The sequence below is a fragment of the Sphingomonas gilva genome, assembly GCF_003515075.1.
GTDB lineage: Bacteria > Pseudomonadota > Alphaproteobacteria > Sphingomonadales > Sphingomonadaceae > Sphingomonas > Sphingomonas gilva.
In genome coordinates this window covers 959,173-980,120 of record NZ_QWLV01000001.1, presented here as the reverse complement: position 1 = coordinate 980,120, position 20,948 = coordinate 959,173, and the positions used below count along the sequence as shown (strand labels likewise).

Here is a 20,948-nt window from a genome sequence, read left to right as displayed (position 1 = left end):
CCAACCTCGACACCTTCTCCAACAACGATATCGACAAGCTCGTCCGCCGCTACAACAATACACCCCGCAAATGCCTCGGCTTCCAAACCCCAGCCGAAGCCTTCCTCCAACCGTTGCACTTCAAATGTGAATCCACACCCGGAACAAGTCCGGGGTGACGATTAAGATGGATGGTTGACAATGCCTAGCCGCGCCCTCTTCCCCACCCTGTTCTACGAAGGCGAGCTCGACAATCCCGCGCTCGTCGCCGAGCTGGACGACGCCTGCCGCGAGCTGGCCGCCGAGGACCGCGCCGGGCGGGCATGGTCGAAGGAACATGGCTATCGCGGCTACACCTCCTACGCATCGCTCAACGACCTGCCGGTGCGCGATCCGCGCTTCGGCGACCTGGCCAAGGCGCTCAACCGGCATGTCGCGGCGTTCGCCAGGGATTGCGCGTTCGATCTGGGCGGCCGGAAGCTCAGGCTGGACAGCCTGTGGGTCAATGTCCTGAAGCCCGGCGGCGCGCATTCGGGGCATATCCATCCGCACAGCGTGGTGTCGGGAACGGTCTATGTCGCGGTTCCGCCGGGCAGCGGCGCGCTCAGGCTGGAGGACCCGCGCCTGCCGCTGATGATGGCCGCGCCCGTTCGCCCCGACAGCTTCGTCCACGCCGAGCCCAAGGCCGGAAGCGTCTTCCTGTGGGAAAGCTGGCTGCGGCACGAGGTGGTGGCGGGCGCGGCCAAAAGCGACCGGATCAGCATCAGCTTCAACTATCGCTGAGTCCGGTGAACCGGTGCATAATCGCGACGAACCGAATGCAAGCGCGGCAGCATTTATGCAGGGTTAATGAGTTTCCCTTCGCTGCGCGGAATCATGCGGGATGCGAAGAAGGGAGTCGCCGCATGACCAACCCCAACAGGGACTATCATCTGAAACGCGCCGCGGTCGAGGAGAGCATGGCCGTCCACGCCGATGATCCCGCCACCAGCCGCGCGCACCGCGATCTCGCCGCCCTGCACCGGACGCGCGCGCACGATCCCGTGATCGAACCGCCCCTTCCCGCCGCCTGACGCCCCCGTTCGACGCGATCCGCTGGCGTCCCGCGTGATGAGTGGCTATCGGGTGCGCGACCGGCGCCTTCGCGCCATCGCCATTCGAACGGATATGCTTTCATCATGGGATTTCGCTGCGGGATCGTGGGGCTGCCGAATGTCGGCAAGTCCACCTTGTTCAATGCCCTGACCGAGACGCAGGCGGCGCAGGCGGCGAATTACCCGTTCTGCACGATCGAGCCCAATGTCGGGCAGGTCGCGGTGCCCGACGACCGGCTCGACAAGCTGGCGGCGATCGCCGCTTCGGCCAAGATCATCCCGACGCAGCTGGCGTTCGTCGACATCGCCGGGCTGGTGCGCGGGGCGAGCAAAGGCGAAGGCCTGGGCAACCAGTTCCTCGGCAATATCCGCGAGGTGGACGCGATCGTCCATGTGCTGCGCTGCTTCGAGAATGACGACATCCAGCATGTCGACAACAAGGTCGATCCGATCGCCGACGCGGAGACGGTCGAGACCGAGCTGATGCTCGCCGATCTCGAAAGCCTCGAGAAGCGCGTGCCCAACCTCGTCAAGAAGGCGCAGCAGGGCGACAAGGAGGCGAAGGCGGCCGCCGGCGTGCTGGGCCGCGCGCTCGACCTGCTGCGCGACGGCAAGCCCGCGCGGCTGGTCGCGCCCGAGGGCGAGGACGAGACGCGCGCGTTCGAGCAGGCGCAGCTGCTGACCGCCAAGCCCGTGCTCTACGTCTGCAACGTCAATGAGGACGAGGCGGCGGCGGGCAACGCGCTGTCTGAGAAGGTGTTCGACAAGGCGGCGGCCGAGGGCGCGGTCGCGGTGGTCGTCTCCGCCGCGATCGAGGCCGAGATCGCGACCATGGCGGCGGAGGAGCGCGGCGAGTTCCTGGCCGAGCTGGGGCTGGAGGAAACCGGCCTCGCCCGCGTGATCCGCGCCGGATACGATCTGCTGCACCTGATCACCTTCTTCACCGTCGGCCCCAAGGAGGCGCGCGCCTGGACGGTCGAGGTGGGATCGCGCGCGCCGCAGGCGGCGGGCGAGATCCACAGCGATTTCGAACGCGGCTTCATCCGCGCCGAAACCATCGCCTATGCCGACTATGTCGCGCTGAACGGCGAGGCCGGCGCGCGCGACGCGGGCAAGCTGCGCCAGGAAGGCAAGGATTATGTGGTGCAGGACGGCGACGTGCTGCACTTCAAGTTCAACGTCTAAGGCGCGTTCCCCTTCCCGTTCGTTTCGAGCGTAGTCGAGAAACCTGCCGCGGACGCTGCGATCAACGCTTCTCGACTTCGCTCGAAGCGAACGGTTGGGGGTGTTCCTGACAGTTTGGCGGCACTAGATATGTCCACAATGCTGCTGCGCCTGCTCCTTGCCGCGCTGGTCGCCTGCCTGTCGCTGCCCGCGGTGGCGGCGCCGGTGTGCCATGCGCCGCAAGCGACCGAGGTCGAGCCGCACGGCCATCACGCGCCCGACCGCGAGGAGCGCGCGGCGCCGGCGCATATGTGCATCGGCTGCATCCCGCCTGCCGCACGGCTGAGCGCGGTCGGAGAGCCCTTGCCGCCGATGGCGCTGCCTTCGATAATTCCGGTTGACAATATGACCGCCGGACGACGCGTCCGCCCCGACCTGCCGCCTCCGCGCTTGAGCTGACCACGCCACATACGTCGCCCCTGCGCAGGCAGGGGCCGCTGGGTTTGTGGCACATCCCACGCCCGAATATGCCGCCTGAGGCCCCTGCCTGCGCAGGGGCGACGAAGGATATCGTCATGAAAACCACCCTTTCCGCGCCGGCGCTGGCCGTCGCGCTTGCCTGGGCCGGCCCCGTGCTGGCGCAGGACCATTCCGGGCACCAGATGCCCACCCCCGCGCCAACTCCTGCACCGACAGCGCAGGATCACTCGGGGCACACCGCCCCCACGCCTCCCGCTAAGCCGCAGGAGGATCATTCGCAGCATGAAACGCCCGCCCCCGCTCAGCCGATCGACCACGCCGCGATGGGCCACGACATGGCCGGCATGGATCATGGCGGCATGGCGATATCCGGCATGGGATCGGGCACCGCGCGCCTGCCCGCCGCCGAGCCGATGGAGGGGCTGCACATCGACGCCGGCGATTGGGCGCTGATGGCGCACGGCTATCTGTGGGGCATGTACACCGATCAGGGCGGGCCGCGCGGCGACGAGGGTGCGTACGTCCAGTCGATGGCGATGCTGACGGGCGAACGGGCGCTGGGCGACGGCGCGCGGCTGCAGCTCAAGTCCATGTTCAGCCTCGAGCCGCTGATGGGCCGGCGCGGCTATCCCAACCTGTTCGCCACCGGCGAGACCGCGTTCGGCGAGAAGCTGGTCGACCGCCAGCATCCGCACGACCTGTTCATGGAGCTGGCCGCGCGGATCGATGTCGATGTCGCGCCCGATACCTCGCTGTTCGTCTATGGCGGCCCGGTGGGCGAGCCGGCGCTCGGGCCGAGCGCCTTCATGCACCGCGGCTCCGCCAGGTGGAATCCGGACTCGCCGATCACCCACCATTGGTTCGATTCGACGCACATCACCTATGGCGTCGTCACCGCGGGGCTGGCGGCGAAGCGGTTCCAGATCGAGGCCTCGGCATTCCGCGGGCGCGAGCCCGACGAGGAGCGCTGGGACATCGAGACGCCTAGGCTCGATTCGTGGAGCGTGCGCGCCACCTGGCTGCCGACCGAGAACCTCGCCATCCAGGCGAGCTACGGCCGGCTGGAGAGCCCCGAGGCGCTGCATCCGGACGAGGATGAGGGCCGCCTCACCGCCTCCGCCAGCTACACGCGCGGCCCGCTGGCGGCGACGCTCGCCTGGTCGGCCAAGAACCGGATTCCGGGCGATACGCTGCACGCTTGGCTCGCCGAGGCGACCTACGACCTCAGCGACCGGCACAGCCTGTTCGGACGGTTCGAGCTGACCGACAATGACGAGCTGTTCGATCACGACGATCCGCTGGGCGACCGGACGTACCGCGTCGGCAAGGGGACGCTGGGCTATGCCCATCGCCTGCCGATCGACGGGCCGCTGGGCGTCGCGGTGGGCGGAGCGGCGTCGCTCTACACCAAGCCCGAGGCGCTGGACGCGGCCTATGGCGAGACGCCGGTCAGCCTGGTCGGCTTCGTCAAGGTGACGCTGGAGTGACAATTAAGCCCTCTCCCCTGAAGGGGAGAGGGAGAACTTGTCACACCGCTTTCATCCTGCGAGGCGATGGGGCGTCATGCTCCATCGCCTCTTCGCGTTCGCCCTCGCCGTCCTGCTTTCGGCCTGCGCCACCGTTCCGCGGCCCGCCTCCACCGCCGCACGCCAGCCGGTCACGATCCTCGTCTCGATCGACGGGTTCAGCCCGGACTATCTCGGCAAGGGCGACAGCCCGACGCTCGATCGCCTCGCGGCGGAGGGCGTGCGCGCGCGCATGCGCCCGTCCTTCCCCTCGAAGACATTCCCCAATCACTACACGCTGGTGACCGGCCTCAGGCCCGACCGTCACGGCATCACCGGCAACGCCATGGTCGACGCCGCGCGGCCGGGCGAGATGTTCACCCTCGGCAACGCCAGGCAAAGCCAGGACCCGTTCTGGTGGGAACAGGCCGAGCCGGTCTGGGTGACCGCGGAGAAGCAGGGCATTCGCACCGCGACGATGTTCTGGCCGGGGTCGGACGTCCCGATCCACGGCCGCTATCCATCGGACTGGGCGCGCTATTACGAGCCCTTCAGCTACGACCAGCGCGTCCGCACGGTGATCGACTGGTTGAGCCGGCCGGCGGCGGAGCGACCGAGACTGCTGACGCTCTATTTCGAGGATGTCGACACCAAGGGCCACCGCTTCGCGCCCGGCGGGCCGGAGGTGAAGGCGGCGGTGCGCGCGGTGGATGCGGCGATCGGCGCGCTGATCGCGCGCGCGGAGGCGCTGGGCCAGCCGCTCAACCTCATCATCGTGTCCGACCACGGCATGGCCGCGACGCATTCGGACCGTTCGGTCGATCTCGACACGCTGCTGCCGCGCGACGCCTATCTGCTGATCAATTCGGGCGCGCTGGTCGAGCTGAATCCTTTGCCGGGCCGCGAGGCGGAGGTCGCCCAAGCGCTGGTGAAGAAGCATCCCCATTTCGAATGCTGGAACAAGGCGGACGTCCCCGCGCGCTTCCATTATGGCCGCAAACCGCGCGTGCCGGCGATCGTCTGCCTGGCCGAGACCGGGTGGCAGGTGTGGCAGGGCCCGCCGCGCTGGCCGGGCCCCGGCGGCGATCACGGCTTCGACCCCGCCGATCCGGCGATGCGCGCGCTGTTCATCGCAAGCGGCCCCGCCTTCGCGCGTGGGCGAACGTTGCCCGATTTCGACAACATCCATGTCTACCCGCTGCTGGCGCGGATCGCCGGCGTGACGCCGCTCCCCAGCGACGGCGACGCCGCCGTGCTGGCGGACGCGCTCGCCCCGCGTTAAAGGTTGCGATCGGCAACCGGTTGCGAGGCGGCATGCAGTATTTCGAGGACATCAAGGTCGGCCAGACGGCGCGCTTCGGCAGCTATCAGGTGACGCGCGAGGAGGTGGTCGAGTTCGCGCGCAAATATGATCCGCAGCCCTTCCACCTGTCCGACGAGGAGGCCGCCAAGACGCATTTCGGGCGGCTTTCGGCAAGCGGCTGGCACACCTGCGCGATGGTGATGTCGATGCTCGTGGAGAATCTGAAGGCCAACCGCCAGGCCGGCCTCGGATCGCCGGGCATCGACGAGCTGCGCTGGCTGAAGCCGGTCTATCCCGGCGACACGCTGCGCTGCGAGAGCGAGATCCTTGAGAAGCGCGCATCGCGCAGCCGCCCGGAAATGGGATCGTTCCGCAGCCGGATGACGGTGCTCAACCAGGACGATACGCCGGTGATGACCTTCACCTCGATCGGGCTGATCCGAACGCGGCCGGCGGAATAGAAAAGGGCCGCGACCCGATTGGATCGCGGCCCTTCTTCATCGGCTCACGTCGATATCAATCGCGCGTGTCCCGCCGGTTCTGCCGGCGAAGCTGACGCCGCTCCTGCCGGGTATCCCGGCGGAAGTCGCGCCGGGCTTCGCGCCGCGCGGTGCGGGCCTGATCGCGGTTGATCGTCCCCGCACGGCGATCGCGGCGAATCTCGCGCCGGTCGTTCCTGAGATCGCGCCGGTCCGTACGCACGTCACGGCGATAGTCGCGCCAGTTGTTGCGCACCTCGCGCCGCTCGCCCCGGCTGTCGGCGCGGTTGCGCCAATAACGCCGCTCGCTGGCGTTCCAACCGCGACGGTTGCCGCGCCGGTCGTAGACGTAATAGCCGGTGCCCGGATAATACCAGTTGTCGTACCAGCCATAATAGCTGGATGGGTAATAGCCGCCATAATAGCCGTCGTCATAATAGCCGCCGCTGCCATAGCCGAGCGAAACGCCGCTATAGCCATAGCCGTCCGTGCAGGCGGCAACGCCGAGGCCCGCGGCCGCGACGAGAAGCAAACGGGACATACGCATGGTCACTCTCCCGAAAAACGCTAATGATCCGAATCGGATAGTCACATCTCCGGGGTGAACGGAGCGTGAACCCGTCTATCGATGGTCAACGTATTGAGGGACAAGCTGTTCCGTCGCCGCGATCAATGGCCCTCGAAGGCCATCAGCGCGTGCACCGGCAGGCCCTCGGCGCGGAGCGCCTCCGCGCCGCCGAGTTCGGGCAGGTCGATGACGAAGCACGCGCCCACCACCTCGGCCCCCGTGCGGCGGATCAACCGGCAGGAGGCGATGGCGGTGCCGCCGGTGGCGATCAGATCGTCGACTAGCAGCACGCGCGCGCCGGGCGCGCACGCGTCGGCATGGATGGCGATGCGATCGGTGCCGTATTCCAGGGCATAATCCTCGGCGATCGTCGCGCCGGGCAGCTTGCCGTCCTTGCGGATCAGCAGCACGCCCGCGCCAAGCTCGACCGCAAGCGCAGAGGCAAACAGAAATCCCCGCGCCTCAGTCCCCGCGACCAGATCGACCGGGCCCCATTCCTCCGCCGCCTCGGCCATGCGGCCCACCGTTTCGGCGAGGCCGTGGCGGTCGAGCAGCAAGGTGGTGATGTCGCGAAACGCGATGCCCGGCTTGGGGAAGTCCGGGATCGTGCGGATCAGCGCCTTCAGGTCGTCATTGGCTGGCATAGGTCGCTCTACCTCCGTCGTCCCTGCGAAGGCAGGGGCCTCTGTCGGCAAACGCGGCAGTTGCTGTGCCACAAACCCGGAGGCCCCTGCCTTCGCAGGGGCGACGAGGTGGATCGGCGCCCTATTTCCCCATCCCGATCAATGCGGCTCGCCGCGCCAGACGTTCTTGTACGCGCCCCAGGCGAGGAAGCAGAAGACCAGGATGAACACCAGCGAGGCGAGGCCCGCGCTCTTGCGCTGCTCCAGCTTGGGCTCCGCCGTCCAGGTCAGGAACGCGGCGACGTCCTTCGACATCTGGTCCACCGTCGGACGGGTGCCGTCCGTATAGGTCACCTGGCCTTCGGAGACGATCGGCGGCGGCATCGCGATGTTGAGGTTGGCGAAATAGGGGTTGTGGTACAGCCCCTGCCCCGGCTTGCTGTCGGGGAATTCGCGCAGCAGCTCGGGCGACGGATCGCGATAGCCGGTCAGCAGCGAATAGACATAGTTCGAGCCGTCATGCCGCGCCTTGGCGATCAGGGAGAGATCAGGCGGCAGCGCGTTGTTGTTCGCCGCGCGCGCGGCGACCTCGTTGGGATAGGGCGAGGGGAAATTGTCCGCCGGCAGGTTCTTGCGCGTCGCCGCTTCGCCCGTTTCCGGGTTCACCGACGGCGTCTCGATCGCCCACTGGTCGGCGATCGCCTTCACCTCGGCCTCGCTGTAGCCGAGATCCTGGAGATCGCGGAACGCGACGTATTTCAGGCCGTGGCAGGCGGCGCAGACTTCCTTGTAGACCTGGAAGCCGCGCTGCAGCTGCTGCCGGTCATATTTGCCGAGCAGGCCGGCGCTGGACAGGCCGGCATCGCGCGGATGCTTGTGGAACTCGTGCTCGGCGGTCGGCTGGGGCGGTTCCTGGATGAAGGCGACCGCGCCCCAGACGAGCGACCACAGGAGAACCGCGACGAACCCCAGACCTGCGAGGATGCCGATGGGACGGACCATGACGGGAAGTTCCTCTTATTCCGCTGGGGCCGAAACGGCAGTCTGCGTGCCGGTCGACAAGGTTGAGCCGCTCTTGCCCTTCAACACCGCCTCGATGATCGAGTTTGGCAGCGGCAGCGGGCGCTCGCTCAAGGAGATCAGCGGCAGGATGATCAGGAAATGGGCGAAGTAATAGGCCGACGCGACCTGCGAGATCATCACATAGGGCTCTTCCGCCGGCGCGCCGCCGCAATAGCCCAGGATCAGCACGTCGACGACCAGGATCCAGAAGAACATCTTGAACTTCGGCCGGAAATTGCCGGAGCGCACCGGCGACTTGTCCAGCCATGGCAGGAAGAACAGGAGCAGGATCGAGCCGAACATGGCGAGCACGCCCCACAGCTTCGCCGGCAGGATGAAGTCCACGGTGAAGGCGCGCAGGATCGCGTAGAACGGCCAGAAATACCATTCGGGCACGATGTGCGCGGGCGTCGAGAGCGGGTTCGCCTCGATATAATTGTCCGGATGGCCCAGATAGTTGGGCGCGAAGAACAGCAGGATCGCGAACACAAGCAGGAAGATGCCCAGCCCGAAGCCGTCCTTGGCGGTGTAATAGGGGTGGAACGGAACGGTGTCCTGCGGCCCCTTCACCTCGATACCCGTGGGATTGCCCGAACCCGGAATATGCAGCGCCCAGATGTGCAGGACGATGACGCCCGCGATCACGAAGGGCAGCAGATAATGGAGCGAGAAGAAGCGGTTGAGCGCGGCATTGTCCGGCGCATAGCCGCCGAGCAGCCAGATCTGGATCGGCTCGCCGACCAGCGGGATCGCACCGAACAGGCCGGTGATCACCTTGGCGCCCCAGAAGCTCATCTGCCCCCAGGGGAGCACATAGCCCATGAAGGCGGTCGCCATCATGAGGAGGAAGATGACGAGGCCGAGCAGCCACACCATCTCGCGCGGGGCCTTGTACGATCCGTAATAGAGCCCGCGGAAGATGTGCAGATAGACGACGATGAAGAACATCGACGCGCCGTTGGCGTGGGCGTAGCGCAGGAACCAGCCGCCGTTGACGTTGCGCATGATGTGCTCGACCGACTGGAACGCCACCCCGGCGTTCGCCGCATAGTGCATCGCGAGCACGATGCCGGTGACGATCTGGATGGCGAGCGCCGCGCCGGCGAGCACGCCGAAATTCCAGAAATAGTTGAGGTTGCGCGGCACCGGATAACCGGCGCCGACCGCGTTGTAGACGAGGCGCGGCAGCGGCAGCCGATCGTCCATCCAGCGCATGAACGGGTTTTTGGGGTTGTACTGGTTAGCCCAGGGGAAGCTCATCGCGTTTGGCCTCAACCGATCCGGACGACGGTGTCCGAAGTGAACTCATAATCCGGCACCTCGAGATTGAGGGGCGCCGGGCCTTTGCGGATACGTGCCGCGGTATCGTAGTGCGAACCGTGGCAGGGGCAGAAATAGCCGCCATATTCGCCCTTGTTCTCGCCTTCCGCGGCACCCAGGGGCACGCAGCCGAGATGGGTGCACACGGCCATGGTGATCAGCCAGTTCGCCTTGCCCTCCTTGGTCCGCTCGGCAAGCGTCTGCGGATCGCGCAGCGAGGAGACGGGAACCGCATTCGCCTCGGCGATTTCCTGCGGCGTCAGGTTGCGGATGAAGATGGGCTGCTTGCGCCAGACCGACTTGATCGCCTGGCCCGGCTCGATCGCCGAGACGTCGACGTCGATCGAGGCGAGCGCGCGCACGCTGGCGTCGGGGTTCATCGAGTTGACCAGCGGCAGCGCGATCACGCCCGCTCCGACGCCGGCATAGGCGACCGCGGCGATGTTGAGGAAATCGCGGCGGCGGACGCCCTGCTCCTCCTGCGGCGCGGAATCGATCAGCGCCGTCTTGCGGTCGGGGTGTTCCTCAAACGTCGTGGCCATCGGCAAGCCCTTGGAATTCATTAACGAGAGCGGGCCGCCAAGGCCCAATGAGAACCGGCCGCCCGAAGTGCCCCCCGGACGATTGGCGGCCTGATAGCCGCGCGGCTGCGATTTTGCCAACCCGCAATTTGAACGGAATGTCGTCGCCCCCGCGAAGGCGGGGGCCTCTGTCGGCAAGAGAGGCGCTCGGCTGTGCCACAAACCCAGCGGCCCCTGCCTTGGGTTCCCAGCAAAGTAGTACTTTGCTGGGGCCCTACGCAGGGGCGACGAAAGGGGCTAACGGGCACGCCATGCGGATCGCGCTCTATCAGCCCGACATGCCCGGCAATGTCGGCACGTTGCTCAGGCTCGGCGCATGTTTCGGCGTGGGCGTCGACCTGATCGAGCCGCTCGGCTTCCCCTTTTCCGACCGCGCGTTGAGGCGCGCCGGAATGGACTATGCGGAGAGCGCCGAGATCGTGCGCCATCCGTCATGGCAGGCGTTCGCGGACTCGGCGCCGGGGCGAATCGTCCTGCTGACGACGCGCGGCGGCACGCGGCTGGACGAGGCGCGGTTCGCCGCCGGCGACACGCTGCTGCTGGGCAGCGAGGGCGAGGGCGTGCCCGACGAAGTCCATGCGCGCGCCGACCTGTCGGTTCGGATTCCGCTGCGGCCGGGCTTCCGCTCCTTGAATGTCGCGGTCGCAGGCGGCATCGCGCTCGCCGAAGCATTGAGGCAGACCGGAGGATTCCCCGCGTGATCGAACTCGACGACCAGCAACAGGCCGCGCGCGGCTGGTTCGAGAGCCTGCGCGACCGCATCTGCGCGACGTTCGAATCGATCGAGCGCGAGGCGGGTTCGAATGCCGCGTTCGAATACATCGCCTGGGACCGCGCCGATCCGTCGGGCGAGCCGGGCGGCGGCGGCGTGCGCGGGGTGATGAAGGGCGAGGTGTTCGAAAAGGTCGGCGTCAACGTCTCGACCGTCGGCGGCACGTTCGAGGGCGAGTTCGGCAAGACCATCCACGGCGCGGGCGAGGATCCGCGCTTCTTCGCCACCGGCATCAGCCTGGTCGCGCACATGGCCAACCCGCATGTGCCCGCGGTCCACATGAACACGCGCTTCCTGGCGACGACCAGGCGCTGGTTCGGCGGCGGCGCCGATCTCAACCCGCCGCTGCCTACGCCCGAGGACACCGAGGATTTCCACGCCACCCTGAAGGCCGCCTGCGACGCGCACGATCCTGAATACTATCCCCGGTTCAAGGCGTGGGCGGACGAGTATTTCTATATCCCCCACCGCAAGGTGCACCGCGGCGTGGGCGGCATCTTCTACGACCATCTGGAAGGCGATTTCGCCGCCAACCTGGCCTTCACCCGCGATATCGGCGAGGCGTTCCTCGATGTGTATCCGCGCATCGTCCGGCGGCGGATGGGCATGCCCTTCACCGATGCCGACATCGCCCGGCGCAACGCGTGGCGCGGGCGCTATGCCGAGTTCAACCTGGTCTATGACCGCGGCACGCTGTTCGGATTGAAGACCGGGGGCAATATCGACGCGATCCTGATGAGCCTGCCCCCGGTCGCGACATGGGACTGACGCCGGTCCCACCCGCCGAGCTGGCGACGATCGTCACCACGCTGGAAATGACGAAGCGCCCGCCGCTGCGCCCGATGCCCGATTCGCCGCTGCGGCTGGCGGAATGGGACCGGCCTGCACCGGATAAATATCGCACGCTGTTCCGCCGGGTGGGCAGTCCCTGGCTGTGGTTCTCGCGCCTGGCGATGGATGACAGGCGGTTGACCGACATCATCCACGATCCCGACGTCTCGGTCTTCGCGGTGGTCGATCGCGCCGAAATCGAGGTCGGGATGCTCGAGCTCGATTTCCGCGAGCCCAACCAGTGCGAGCTGTCCTATTTCGGCCTGGTGCCCGAGCTTGCCGGGCAAGGTCATGGCCGCTGGCTGATGGCCGAGGCGCTAAGCCGCGCGTGGATTAGATGGATCAAGCGCGTATGGGTGCACACCTGCACCCTCGACCACCCCCGCGCGCTGGGCTTCTACCGCGCGAGCGGCTTCACCCCCGTCGCGCGGACGATCGAGACCTTCCCCGATCCGCGCGTGACGGGGCTGCTGCCCGCCGACGCCGCGCCTCAGGTGCCGCTGCTCTCCGCGCCGACGACCGCCCGGTAGAGCTTGGCGACGAACACCGTCGACAGCACCGAGAACAGCGTCGTCACCAGCGCCACCGCGATCGCCGTGATCACGGTCGAGGCGTTCACCGGCCCCTCGGCGGAAAACAGCAGCCGGGTGATGACGCCGACCACCGTTTGAGTCGCAAGCATCGCGACGACGACGATCACGACATAGAGCAGCAGCACGCCGATCAGCTTGAAGGTCAGCCCGCGCGTCAGGTTCCAGCTGCGCGCGATCGCGCCGAAGGACAGCCGGTCGCCGATCACCGCGGGATTGACCAGCAGCATGCGCGCCGCGAGCACCAGCACCACGGGCAGCAGGATCACGAGATAGACGAACAGGAGCAGCCCGGTCGCCGGGCTGACCGGCGGCGTGTATCCGGGCGTCGACATCTGGCTGAAATCGACCCCCGCCGCGGCCAGGATGAGGAAGATCGGCAGGCCCAGCAGCACCAGCCCCAGGCCAAGCGGAATGACCGCGCCGAGCAGCGGCAGGAAGCGGGCGGACGCCGTCGCCATGGCGCGTCCGACGCCGCCGCCGTCGGCCAGCGTCATCGCGGTCAGCCCCAATTGCCCCCACATCGTCATCAATATCGCCGCGATGCCGATGATCGTGACCATCACCCGCGTGGTCTGATCGGACGCGGCGCCCAGCGGCTCGACGATCGCGGACGCGGCGGACGGCAACGCGATGCCGAGCAGCGCGATCACCGTCAGGTCGCGGCGATGGGCGCCGATGAACGCTGTCGTCCGATCCCAGATATTGCTCATTCTGATCATGCTGTTCCCCGTCGTCGATCGTCGTGCCGCACCCGATTAGCGAAACGCGCCCCGTTGCGACAGTGCTTGATCGGCGCGGACGGAGACCGCACATCGCGCGGGCGATGGAGCATGACGATATCGAATGGCGGGTCGAGCCCGGCCTGACCGGCTATGACGAGGCGGTGGCGGCGATGGAGGCGCGCGCCGCGGCGATCCACGAAGGCCGCGCGCGCGAGCTGGTGTGGCTGGTCGAGCATCCGCCGCTCTACACCGCCGGCACCAGCGCGGACGCCGCCGAGCTGCTCGATCCGCGCTTTCCGGTGTTCAGATCGGGGCGCGGCGGGCGGCACACCTATCATGGGCCGGGCCAGCGCGTCGGCTATCTGATGCTCGACCTGGGCGAGCGCGGCCGCGACGTCCGCGCCTTCGTCCATGCGCTCGAAGGCTGGATGGCGGCGACGCTGGGGCGGCTGGGGATCGATTGCTATGCGGTCCCCGGCCGCGTCGGGCTGTGGACCCGCGCGGGCGGGCAGGAGGCCAAGATCGGCGCGATCGGCGTGCGCGTGCGGCGCTGGGTGACGCTCCACGGCTTTTCGGTGAACATCGCGCCCGATCTGTCCCATTTCGGCGGAATCGTGCCGTGCGGACTGCCTGAGTTCCCCGTCACCAGCCTCTCCGCACTCGGAAAAAGCGTTAACATGGCAACCTTTGACGCAGCGCTTGCGTTGGGGTTCCCGGCGTTCATCGCCTCGCTCGCCGCCTCTCGCTGAAATGCAAGCTTGAGGGGCGGCGAATTTGTGACTAATGTCTAGTCCGGTTTGGGTATTAAGGTCAAAAGGCTACCCGGATCACTCTATTAGGGAGCTTCAAATGCGTGCAATCCTTTCCAAGGTCGTGACCGGCTCGATGATCGCCGGCGCCGCCCTGCTCGTCTCCGCTTGCGGCGAGAGCACTCCGGCCGACACCAGCGTCGACAACACGATGGTCACCGACATGAACGCCATGGAGCCGATGGACGGCACCATGACGGACAACATGACCTCGGTCGACGGCGCGATGGCCAATGACGGCATGATGGCGAACGACACGATGATGTCGAACGACATGATGGCCAACGACACCATGACCAACGCGATGTAATCTCGCGATTGCGATTGTGACATGATCGGGGCCGTCCGGGCGACCGGGCGGCCCCTTTCGATTCGTCCCCCGGATTCGCCTCGCCGCAATTCGCGCGGAAAAGGGTTGGACGGCGAGTCGAAAGCTCTTAACCATGCGCCCGGGGGGCGAGAGGTGTTCGATGTCGATCAGGCGTAAAGCGTATTTCCTGGCCTTTGCGGGCGCGATGCTGGCGGGCGCGGCTCCGGCTTCCGCGCAGTTCTTCCTCAATCCGCCGAAGTTCGCCAGCGGCCCGGTGAGCGGGTCCGAACCGGGCATCATGCTGCCGCTGCCCGGCGCCACGCCCGAGGAGCAGCGCGCGGCGCTGCTGTGGAACCTCCGTTCGGGGCTGAACGTCGCCGCGCTGCAATGCCAGTTCGAGCCGACCCTGCTGACGCTCAGCAACTACAATGCGATGCTCAACAACCACCGCGACGAGCTCGCGGCCTCGTTCGAGACGCTGACCGAATATTTCCAGCGCACCGCCAAGACCAAGAAGGAAGCGCAGACGCTGCTCGATCAGTACGGCACCAAGACCTATCAGGGCTTCTCCGTCGTCGGCGCGCAGCGCACCTTCTGCTCGATGGCGAGCGACGTCGGCCAGGACGCGATCTGGGCGCCCCGCGGGGCCCTTACCAACGTCGCGATCAACCGCATGCGCGAGCTGCGCGGCAGCCTGGTCTACACCCGCGAGCCGATCGCCTATAATCCCTGGCTGCCGCCGGGCCAGGGCCGCCTGCCCGTCCCCAATCTCGACGATCGCTGCTGGGACAAGAAGGGCCAATGGCGCAAGCGCTGCAACCCGGACGATTGAGGACGTCGCCCCTGCGGAGGCAGGGGCCGCTGGGTTTCTGGCATACTCGTCGCCGTGTATGCCGACTGCGGCCCCTGCCTGCGCAGGGGCGACGGACTTTATCGCAGCCCCAGGAACTTGTGCGTCTGGAGCGACAGCCGCCATTTGGGCCGCGCGAGCGCGAAATCGACCGCGGCCTGCAGGTTTTCCGCATGCCGCCCCGTTTCGTCCATCGGCTGGATCAGCCGGTGGGTGAAGGCCCAGCCCTCGTAGAGATCGGGGTCGCTGCCCGCCTGCGGCCACACCAGCTTCAGCTCGTCGCCCGATCGCTGGACGACCTCGCTGCCCGCCTTGGGGCTGACGCAGACCCAATCGATGCCGGGATGGACCGGGATGGTGCCGTTGGTCTCGATCGCGATCTCGAAGCCTTGCACGTGCAGCGCGTCGACGACCGCATCGTCGACCTGCAGCATCGGCTCGCCGCCGGTAAGGACGCAGAAGCGCCGCTCCCGCCCCTCGCCCCAATGCCCCGCGACCGCCTCCGCCAATGCCGCGCCATCGGCGAAGCGCCCGCCGCCCACCCCGTCGGTGCCGACGAAATCGGTGTCGCAGAACCTGCACACCGCGCCCGCCCGGTCCTTCTCGCGCCCGGTCCACAGGTTGCAGCCGGCGAAGCGGACGAACACCGCGCGGCGGCCGGCATTGGCGCCCTCGCCCTGCAACGTCAGGAACATCTCCTTGACCGCGTAGCTCATGGAATGACCGCATATTGCGTGGGATCGGCCAGCCCGGCCTCGGCGAAGCCCTTCATCCTCAGGCGGCAGCTGTCGCACAGGCCGCAATGCAGGCCCTCGGCGGTCGGATCGTAGCACGACCAGCTGAGCCCGGCGTCGATGCCCAGCCGCGCGGCCTCTGCGGCGATCTCGGCCTTGGTCATGTGCTGCAAGGGCGCGTGGATGCGGAAGGGATGGCCCTCGACCCCCGCCTTGGTGGCGAGCTCGGCCAGGCCCTCGAACGCGGCGATGAATTCGGGGCGGCAATCGGGATAGCCCGAATAATCGAGCGCGTTGACCCCGATGAACAGGTCGCGCGCGCCCGCCGCCTCCGCCCAGCCGAGCGCGAGGCTCAGGAAGATGGTGTTGCGCGCGGGCACATAGGTGACCGGAATGTCCTCCCCCACGCCGCTTTTCGGCACGGCGATGTCGGCGGTCAGCGCCGAACCGCCGAACGCGGTGAGGTCGAGCGGCAGCACGACATGGCGCTCTGCGCCGAGAGCATTCGCGATGCGCCGCGCGGCGGCGAGTTCCAGCCTGTGGCGCTGGTTATAGTCGACCGACAGCGCCAGCAGCCGGTAACCCTGCGCGCGCGCAAGTGCCGCGGCGGTCATCGAATCGAGCCCGCCGGAAAGAAGGACGACGGCGAGAGGCTGGGTTTCGGTCATGGCGCGCGCCCTACGCGCAGCCCGGCGCGCCCGCAACTGCCGTACGCCCCCCTCGACTGCCTGCCAAGGGCAGTCGCTCAGGCTTCGACGGGCTCAGGGCGAACGGAGTTTGGGGTCGCATCCCACCAAAAAAACAGGACCGCCTGAAACAGGCGGCCCAGGTTGGCTGTCTAGCCCATTAGGGAGGAAAGCGTGCCGAAAAACAAGGCACGCCCGCTCCTTAGCATGGGTTTGGTAAACCTCGTCTTAACGCACCGCGCAACCCGCCACGCGCCGCGCCTCCAGCTCGAGGTTGAAAGGCTGCCCGCCGGCGATGCCCTGCGTCTCGACACGCACGACGCGCGGGGTCTCCACCGTCACCGTGGTGCGGCCATGTCCCGCGCCCGGGCAGGTATAATGGACCGTCGCGGTGCGCGGCTCGTTGGCGATGACGAAGCGCGAGCAGCCCGCGCCGCGCCGGTGACGGATCTGGAGCATCTCGGCCGTCTCGGGCACGCAGAGGCGCGGCGCGCGGCGGTTGCCGATCTCGTGCAGTTCCCACGGGCCGTTCTCGACCGCCGCGAAGGCGGCGAGCGTCGGCGCGCGCGCGGCCTGCGCCGGAAGCATCGCCCCCGCGCCCATCGCCGCCGCGAACGCCACCAGCCTTATGCCGAGCCCTATGCCCATCGTCCGATCCCCGTCGCGCTCCCCCATGGATCGCAATCAGCCAGATGGTGACGCTATCCCGTTACGCAAGCGCAATTGTATATGCGAAAAGACGGAGTCATCGCCCGACGACCACAGTCAGAGCGGGTTGTGACCATATGGAGGCATCGTGATCGCCCGTGGAAGGTGTGCGGGTCGCCTTGTCCCCCGGACACGGCTGGAACGATGCGGGGCATCGTTCCACCTGCACATCCGGCGGGCTTCCACGGGCGACCCCTCCGGGGCGGGCCGCTTTTGGCGCACAGCGGCGTCGGGGCTCCCCGCAAAGTACTACTTTGCGGGGGCCCGGCCGCGCGTCGGTCACGATGCTTCGGCATCGCTTCCTCCTTGCTCCTACCTGTGCGCCAAAATCGGCTCCGTCCCGATGCCTCCATATAGTCACAACCCGCTCTCAGGCGGCGATCGGGACCGGAAAGCTCTGCGCGCAAAAGGCGCAATCGACGCGGATGACGCCGTCGTCATCGGCCATCTCGGCCTGCTGCTCGGGCGTGAACTTGGCGAGGACCGACGCGATATAGTCGGCGTCGCAGCGGCAGCCCTTGACGAGGGGGATGCCCGCGAGCAGGCGGACCTCCTCCTCCTCATTGAACAGGCGCCAGACCAGCTCCTCCAGCGTCAGCGCCGGATCGGCCAGTTCGTCGGCGCCCATCGTGGCGGCGAGCGCGGCGACATTCTCCCATTCCGGGTGATCGAGCCGGGTGTGCAGCCGCTCGCGCCCGTCCTCGCCTTCGGGCAGGTGCTGGACGAACAGGCCGCCGGCGACGCAGCGCTCGCCCTGCTTGCGCATGCCGAGGCGGATCAGCGTCGGGATCTGCTCGGACTGGAAGAAATAGCCCTGCGCCGCCTCGGCCAGGCTGTCGCCGTCGAGCGGGACGATGCCCTGATAGCGCTCGCCGGTCTTCGCCTGATCGAAGGTGATCGCGAGATAGCCCTGGCCGAACAGCGCGAACAGGCTGGGATCGGCGCCCGCCTCGGCCAGCCGCTCGGCGTCGAACTGGACATAGCCGCGCAGCTGCCCGCCGCGATAGTCGCAGACGAGCAGGCTGACGATGCCCGCCTCGCCCTGGGTCTGCAGGGTCAGCTGGCCGCCGGCGTCCTTGAGGGTCGACCCGATCAGCGCGGCGAGCGTCAGCGCCTCGGCGAGCAGCTTCTCGATCGGCGGCGGATAGGCGTGCGCGGCGAGCACCTGGTCGAGCACCGGCCCCAGCCGCACCATCCGCCCGCGCGCATGCCGGGCGGGAATGGTGAAGCCGATGGTGCGGTCGAGATCGGTGATGGTGGGTTCGGTGGTCATCGGCGCCAGATAGGTGCGCGGAGGACTGAAACCAAATCTCCCGGCCCGTCGCCCCTGCGAAGGCAGGGGCCGCCGGGTTTGTGGCACATCCGGCGTCACCTATGCCGCTAGCGGCCCCTGCCTGCGCAGGGGCGACGGATTTGTCGCGTCAACTGCCGCTTCAGCCGATCTGGCCGAAGCACCAGCGCAGGATCGACTTCTGCGCGTGCAGGCGGTTCTCCGCTTCCTGCCAGATAAGCGATTGCGGGCCGTCGATCACTTCCGCCGCCACCTCCTCGCCGCGGTGCGCGGGCAGGCAGTGGAGGAATTTGGCGTCGGGCTTGGCGCCCGCCATCAGCTCCGGCGTGACCTGGTAGGGGGCGAGGGCCTTGAGTTTGGTTTGGGCGTGTGTTTGGCCCATCGAGATCCAGGTGTCGGTGACGACGATGTCGGCTTCCTCCACCGCCTCGCGCGGGTCGGCGACGACGCGGGCGCGGCCGGAGGATGCGACGATCGCCTCCTCCTCGGGCTGGAAGCCCTGCGGGCAGGCGGCGATGACGTCGAAATGCATCAGGCTCGCCGCCTCGACGATCGAGGCGAGCACGTTGTTGCCGTCGCCCAGCCACGCGACCTTGAGACCCGGAAGCGCCTTGCCGCTTTCGATGATGGTCAGGAGATCGGCCATGATCTGGCAGGGATGCGAGGCGTCGGTCAGGCCGTTGATGACGGGGACGGTGGCGTGCTCGGCCATTTCGACCACCTTGGCGTGATCGTCGGTGCGGATCATGATCGCGTCGGCATAGCCCGACAGCACGCGCGCGGTGTCGGCGACGCTCTCGCCGCGGCCGAGCTGCATGGTGCCCGCATCCATGACGATGCTGCTGCCGCCCAATTGGCGGATCGCCATGTCGAACGACACGCGCGTGCGGGTCGAGTTCTTCTCGAAGATCATCGCCAGCACATGGCCGGCGAGCGGCGCGTCGGCGTCGGGCTTGCCCTTGGGCCAGCCGGCGCGCGCGGCCTTGCGGTCGATCGCATCGGCCAGCATCGCTGCGATGGCGTCGGGCCCGGCGTCGGACAGGTTCAGGAAATGGCGCATTCTAAATCCTCCCTCGCTTCAGCGGGGGAGGGGGACCAGCCGCAGGCTGGTGTAGGGGGAAAACCCCGAGCGCACCGCTTGCCGCATTCCCCCTCCACCGCGCTTCGCGCGGTCCCTCTCCCCCGCTACGCGGGGGAGGAATTGATCAATCGTCGCTCGCAGGCACATAGACCCGCGCGGCGTCGGACAGCTTCTCGATGAAGGTCGCGACGTCGCCCTCCTCGATATTGAGCGGCGGCAGGACGCGGACGACATTCTCGCCCGCGGCGACCAGCAGCAGCCCGTGATTGTCGCGCGCGTGCGCCACGAAGCGGCGGCTGTCGCTCTTGAGCTTCAGGCCCAGCATCAGCCCCTTGCCGCGCACGCTGTCGAACAGATGGTCGTGGTTGGGGATCAGCTGCTCCAGGCTCTGGCGCAGCCGGTCGCCCATCCGCTCGACATTCTCGAGGAAGCCCGGCTCCTCGATCACGTCGAACACCGCCATGCCGGCGGCCATCGCCAGCGGATTGCCGCCATAGGTCGAGCCGTGCGTGCCGATCACCATGCCCTTGGCCGCTTCCTCGGTGGCGAGGCACGCGCCCAAGGGGAAGCCGCCGCCGATGCCCTTGGCGGTCGCCATGATGTCGGGCACGATGCCATAATGCTCGTGCGCGTAGAGCTTGCCCGTGCGCGCGACGCCCGACTGCACCTCGTCGAGCACCAGCAGCAGGCCGCGCTCGTCGCATGCCTTGCGCAGGCCCTGGAGGAATTCCTGCGTCGCCGGGCGGATGCCGCCCTCGCCCTGGATCGGCTCGACCAGGAAGCCGGCGCTATTGTCGTCGATCAGCGCCAGCGCGCCTTCCAGATCGTTGAAATTGGCGTATTTGAACCCCGGCAGCAGCGGCTCGAACCCGTCGCGCAGCTTGGCCTGGTTGGTCGCAGAGATCGTGCCGATGGTGCGGCCGTGGAACGCGGTGTCGAAGGTGATCAGCGTGTGCCGTTCCGGGTTGCCGTTGGCGAAGTGATAGCGCCGCGCGGTCTTGATCGCGCACTCGACCGCCTCGGCGCCCGAATTGGTGAAGAACACCGTGTCGGCGAAGGTCGCGTCGACCAGCCGCTGAGCAAAGGCTTCCCCCTGCGGCGAACCGTAGAGATTGCTGACGTGCATCAGCGTCGCCGCCTGGTCCTGGATCGCCTTGGTCAGGTGCGGATGGCCGTGGCCGAGCAGGTTGACCGCGATGCCGCTGGCGAAATCGAGATAGCGCTCGCCCTTCTCGCCGATCAGCCAGACCCCCTCGCCTCGCACCGGCCGCACCCCGCAGCGGGGATAGACGGGCATCAGGGGGGTGATCGGCATCGAAACGGCTCCTTGCGAAAAAGGGTGAGAACAACTCCAAACGCAAAAGGGCGACCCGTCCGGTCGCCCGAAGGCGCATCTACGCGGG

Annotated in this window: 25 protein-coding genes and 1 pseudogene; 14 read left to right on the top strand and 12 right to left on the bottom strand. The window is 67.6% G+C overall.

Annotated features, from left to right (window positions below):
- The 8 genes and pseudogenes from D1610_RS17585 to D1610_RS04555 form a co-directional block, all read left to right on the top strand.
- Positions 1 to 158: pseudogene (locus D1610_RS17585) on the top strand (IS30 family transposase); the annotation flags it as partial.
- 22 nt (positions 159 to 180) lie between these two features.
- Complete coding sequence (locus tag D1610_RS04580; RefSeq protein ID WP_118862887.1) at positions 181 to 762, top strand: TIGR02466 family protein; 582 nt, start codon at positions 181 to 183, stop codon at positions 760 to 762.
- A gap of 122 nt (positions 763 to 884) precedes the next feature.
- On the top strand, positions 885 to 1,052 hold the full coding sequence (locus tag D1610_RS16970) for a hypothetical protein (protein WP_182466691.1): 168 nt from the start codon (positions 885 to 887) through the stop codon (positions 1,050 to 1,052).
- Between the two features lie 105 nt (positions 1,053 to 1,157).
- Complete coding sequence (ychF, locus tag D1610_RS04575; RefSeq protein ID WP_118862886.1) at positions 1,158 to 2,258, top strand: redox-regulated ATPase YchF; 1,101 nt, start codon at positions 1,158 to 1,160, stop codon at positions 2,256 to 2,258.
- Positions 2,259 to 2,387: 129 nt separating this feature from the next.
- Positions 2,388 to 2,696, top strand: coding sequence for a hypothetical protein (locus D1610_RS04570; protein ID WP_147414262.1), 309 nt, complete (start codon positions 2,388 to 2,390; stop codon positions 2,694 to 2,696).
- Positions 2,697 to 2,812: 116 nt separating this feature from the next.
- Entirely contained in the window at positions 2,813 to 4,204 is a 1,392-nt protein-coding gene (locus tag D1610_RS04565; RefSeq protein ID WP_245941976.1) for a hypothetical protein, read from the top strand.
- Between the two features lie 76 nt (positions 4,205 to 4,280).
- Positions 4,281 to 5,504 (top strand): alkaline phosphatase family protein, encoded by a 1,224-nt coding sequence (locus D1610_RS04560; protein ID WP_118862884.1) that lies wholly within the window; start codon positions 4,281 to 4,283, stop codon positions 5,502 to 5,504.
- 32 nt (positions 5,505 to 5,536) lie between these two features.
- Positions 5,537 to 5,986, top strand: coding sequence for a MaoC family dehydratase (locus tag D1610_RS04555; protein WP_118862883.1), 450 nt, complete (start codon positions 5,537 to 5,539; stop codon positions 5,984 to 5,986).
- A gap of 55 nt (positions 5,987 to 6,041) precedes the next feature.
- On the opposite strand, the gene D1610_RS17565 is transcribed toward D1610_RS04555, so the two are convergent.
- From D1610_RS17565 to petA, 5 genes are all read right to left on the bottom strand, one after another.
- A complete protein-coding gene (locus tag D1610_RS17565) occupies positions 6,042 to 6,551 on the bottom strand; it encodes a hypothetical protein (protein ID WP_342768298.1) in 510 nt (169 codons plus the stop codon).
- 122 nt (positions 6,552 to 6,673) lie between these two features.
- The gene (locus D1610_RS04545; RefSeq protein ID WP_118862882.1) at positions 6,674 to 7,216 is read right to left on the bottom strand and encodes an adenine phosphoribosyltransferase; all 543 of its coding nucleotides are present in this window, start codon (positions 7,214 to 7,216) and stop codon (positions 6,674 to 6,676) included.
- 138 nt (positions 7,217 to 7,354) lie between these two features.
- Positions 7,355 to 8,197, bottom strand: a complete 843-nt coding sequence (locus tag D1610_RS04540; RefSeq protein WP_118862881.1) for a cytochrome c1 — start codon at positions 8,195 to 8,197, stop codon at positions 7,355 to 7,357.
- Between the two features lie 15 nt (positions 8,198 to 8,212).
- Positions 8,213 to 9,517, bottom strand: a complete 1,305-nt coding sequence (locus D1610_RS04535; protein ID WP_118862880.1) for a cytochrome b — start codon at positions 9,515 to 9,517, stop codon at positions 8,213 to 8,215.
- A gap of 11 nt (positions 9,518 to 9,528) precedes the next feature.
- Complete coding sequence (gene petA / locus D1610_RS04530) at positions 9,529 to 10,119, bottom strand: ubiquinol-cytochrome c reductase iron-sulfur subunit (protein ID WP_118862998.1); 591 nt, start codon at positions 10,117 to 10,119, stop codon at positions 9,529 to 9,531.
- A 290-nt stretch (positions 10,120 to 10,409) separates the two neighbouring features.
- Here petA and D1610_RS04525 point away from each other — a divergent pair, with 290 nt between their 5' ends.
- The 3 genes from D1610_RS04525 to D1610_RS04515 are packed head-to-tail and all read left to right on the top strand — an operon-like array spanning position 10,410 to position 12,291.
- Positions 10,410 to 10,859, top strand: coding sequence for a tRNA (cytidine(34)-2'-O)-methyltransferase (locus D1610_RS04525; protein WP_118862879.1), 450 nt, complete (start codon positions 10,410 to 10,412; stop codon positions 10,857 to 10,859).
- Complete coding sequence (gene hemF / locus D1610_RS04520) at positions 10,856 to 11,698, top strand: oxygen-dependent coproporphyrinogen oxidase (RefSeq protein WP_118862878.1); 843 nt, start codon at positions 10,856 to 10,858, stop codon at positions 11,696 to 11,698. Before D1610_RS04525 ends, hemF begins: the two co-directional genes overlap by 4 nt.
- The gene (locus tag D1610_RS04515; protein WP_118862877.1) at positions 11,689 to 12,291 is read left to right on the top strand and encodes a GNAT family N-acetyltransferase; all 603 of its coding nucleotides are present in this window, start codon (positions 11,689 to 11,691) and stop codon (positions 12,289 to 12,291) included. The genes hemF and D1610_RS04515 overlap by 10 nt, the downstream gene beginning before the upstream one ends.
- Here the strand turns inward: D1610_RS04515 and D1610_RS04510 are convergent.
- Complete coding sequence (locus tag D1610_RS04510; protein ID WP_147414261.1) at positions 12,252 to 13,073, bottom strand: DUF7847 domain-containing protein; 822 nt, start codon at positions 13,071 to 13,073, stop codon at positions 12,252 to 12,254. The genes D1610_RS04515 and D1610_RS04510 overlap by 40 nt on opposite strands.
- A 104-nt stretch (positions 13,074 to 13,177) precedes the next feature.
- Here D1610_RS04510 and lipB point away from each other — a divergent pair, with 104 nt between their 5' ends.
- The 3 genes from lipB to D1610_RS04495 all read left to right on the top strand — a co-directional run bounded on the left by lipB (position 13,178) and on the right by D1610_RS04495 (position 15,027).
- Positions 13,178 to 13,825, top strand: a complete 648-nt coding sequence (gene lipB, locus D1610_RS04505; RefSeq protein WP_118862875.1) for a lipoyl(octanoyl) transferase LipB — start codon at positions 13,178 to 13,180, stop codon at positions 13,823 to 13,825.
- 100 nt (positions 13,826 to 13,925) lie between these two features.
- Positions 13,926 to 14,195: a hypothetical protein gene (locus tag D1610_RS04500; RefSeq protein ID WP_118862874.1), complete on the top strand. Its 270-nt coding sequence runs from the start codon at positions 13,926 to 13,928 to the stop codon at positions 14,193 to 14,195.
- Positions 14,196 to 14,355: 160 nt separating this feature from the next.
- A complete protein-coding gene (locus D1610_RS04495; RefSeq protein ID WP_118862873.1) occupies positions 14,356 to 15,027 on the top strand; it encodes a hypothetical protein in 672 nt (223 codons plus the stop codon).
- Positions 15,028 to 15,125: 98 nt separating this feature from the next.
- Here the strand turns inward: D1610_RS04495 and queE are convergent, their stop codons facing one another.
- From queE to D1610_RS04465, 6 genes are all read right to left on the bottom strand, one after another.
- Positions 15,126 to 15,761: a 7-carboxy-7-deazaguanine synthase gene (queE, locus tag D1610_RS04490; protein WP_118862872.1), complete on the bottom strand. Its 636-nt coding sequence runs from the start codon at positions 15,759 to 15,761 to the stop codon at positions 15,126 to 15,128.
- Positions 15,758 to 16,447 carry a 7-cyano-7-deazaguanine synthase QueC gene (gene queC / locus D1610_RS04485; protein WP_118862871.1) on the bottom strand — a complete coding sequence of 230 codons (690 nt, stop codon included), beginning with the start codon at positions 16,445 to 16,447 and terminating at the stop codon, positions 15,758 to 15,760. The genes queE and queC overlap by 4 nt, the downstream gene beginning before the upstream one ends.
- Before the next feature lie 246 nt (positions 16,448 to 16,693).
- A complete protein-coding gene (locus D1610_RS04480; protein ID WP_118862870.1) occupies positions 16,694 to 17,113 on the bottom strand; it encodes a DUF3617 domain-containing protein in 420 nt (139 codons plus the stop codon).
- A gap of 430 nt (positions 17,114 to 17,543) precedes the next feature.
- Entirely contained in the window at positions 17,544 to 18,446 is a 903-nt protein-coding gene (hslO, locus tag D1610_RS04475; protein ID WP_118862869.1) for an Hsp33 family molecular chaperone HslO, read from the bottom strand.
- Between the two features lie 160 nt (positions 18,447 to 18,606).
- On the bottom strand, positions 18,607 to 19,524 hold the full coding sequence (gene argF, locus D1610_RS04470; protein ID WP_118862868.1) for an ornithine carbamoyltransferase: 918 nt from the start codon (positions 19,522 to 19,524) through the stop codon (positions 18,607 to 18,609).
- A 145-nt stretch (positions 19,525 to 19,669) separates the two neighbouring features.
- The gene (locus tag D1610_RS04465; RefSeq protein WP_118862867.1) at positions 19,670 to 20,860 is read right to left on the bottom strand and encodes an aspartate aminotransferase family protein; all 1,191 of its coding nucleotides are present in this window, start codon (positions 20,858 to 20,860) and stop codon (positions 19,670 to 19,672) included.
- Positions 20,861 to 20,948 lie beyond the last annotated feature (88 nt).

Coding starts and splice junctions, on each gene's coding strand:
- D1610_RS04465 (WP_118862867.1), bottom strand. CDS start 20,860: ATGCCGATCACCCCCCTGATGCCCGTCTATCCCCGCTGCGGGGTGCGG.
- D1610_RS04560 (WP_118862884.1), top strand. CDS start 4,281: ATGCTCCATCGCCTCTTCGCGTTCGCCCTCGCCGTCCTGCTTTCGGCC.
- D1610_RS04500 (WP_118862874.1), top strand. CDS start 13,926: ATGCGTGCAATCCTTTCCAAGGTCGTGACCGGCTCGATGATCGCCGGC.
- ychF (WP_118862886.1), top strand. CDS start 1,158: ATGGGATTTCGCTGCGGGATCGTGGGGCTGCCGAATGTCGGCAAGTCC.
- D1610_RS04580 (WP_118862887.1), top strand. CDS start 181: ATGCCTAGCCGCGCCCTCTTCCCCACCCTGTTCTACGAAGGCGAGCTC.
- petA (WP_118862998.1), bottom strand. CDS start 10,119: ATGGCCACGACGTTTGAGGAACACCCCGACCGCAAGACGGCGCTGATC.
- D1610_RS04545 (WP_118862882.1), bottom strand. CDS start 7,216: ATGCCAGCCAATGACGACCTGAAGGCGCTGATCCGCACGATCCCGGAC.
- queE (WP_118862872.1), bottom strand. CDS start 15,761: ATGAGCTACGCGGTCAAGGAGATGTTCCTGACGTTGCAGGGCGAGGGC.
- lipB (WP_118862875.1), top strand. CDS start 13,178: ATGGAGCATGACGATATCGAATGGCGGGTCGAGCCCGGCCTGACCGGC.
- D1610_RS04565 (WP_245941976.1), top strand. CDS start 2,813: ATGAAAACCACCCTTTCCGCGCCGGCGCTGGCCGTCGCGCTTGCCTGG.
- queC (WP_118862871.1), bottom strand. CDS start 16,447: ATGACCGAAACCCAGCCTCTCGCCGTCGTCCTTCTTTCCGGCGGGCTC.
- hslO (WP_118862869.1), bottom strand. CDS start 18,446: ATGACCACCGAACCCACCATCACCGATCTCGACCGCACCATCGGCTTC.
- D1610_RS04480 (WP_118862870.1), bottom strand. CDS start 17,113: ATGGGCATAGGGCTCGGCATAAGGCTGGTGGCGTTCGCGGCGGCGATG.
- D1610_RS17565 (WP_342768298.1), bottom strand. CDS start 6,551: ATGCGTATGTCCCGTTTGCTTCTCGTCGCGGCCGCGGGCCTCGGCGTT.
- D1610_RS04540 (WP_118862881.1), bottom strand. CDS start 8,197: ATGGTCCGTCCCATCGGCATCCTCGCAGGTCTGGGGTTCGTCGCGGTT.
- D1610_RS04510 (WP_147414261.1), bottom strand. CDS start 13,073: ATGATCAGAATGAGCAATATCTGGGATCGGACGACAGCGTTCATCGGC.
- D1610_RS04570 (WP_147414262.1), top strand. CDS start 2,388: ATGTCCACAATGCTGCTGCGCCTGCTCCTTGCCGCGCTGGTCGCCTGC.
- D1610_RS04495 (WP_118862873.1), top strand. CDS start 14,356: ATGTCGATCAGGCGTAAAGCGTATTTCCTGGCCTTTGCGGGCGCGATG.
- argF (WP_118862868.1), bottom strand. CDS start 19,524: ATGCGCCATTTCCTGAACCTGTCCGACGCCGGGCCCGACGCCATCGCA.
- D1610_RS04555 (WP_118862883.1), top strand. CDS start 5,537: ATGCAGTATTTCGAGGACATCAAGGTCGGCCAGACGGCGCGCTTCGGC.
- D1610_RS16970 (WP_182466691.1), top strand. CDS start 885: ATGACCAACCCCAACAGGGACTATCATCTGAAACGCGCCGCGGTCGAG.
- D1610_RS04535 (WP_118862880.1), bottom strand. CDS start 9,517: ATGAGCTTCCCCTGGGCTAACCAGTACAACCCCAAAAACCCGTTCATG.
- D1610_RS04525 (WP_118862879.1), top strand. CDS start 10,410: ATGCGGATCGCGCTCTATCAGCCCGACATGCCCGGCAATGTCGGCACG.
- D1610_RS04515 (WP_118862877.1), top strand. CDS start 11,689: ATGGGACTGACGCCGGTCCCACCCGCCGAGCTGGCGACGATCGTCACC.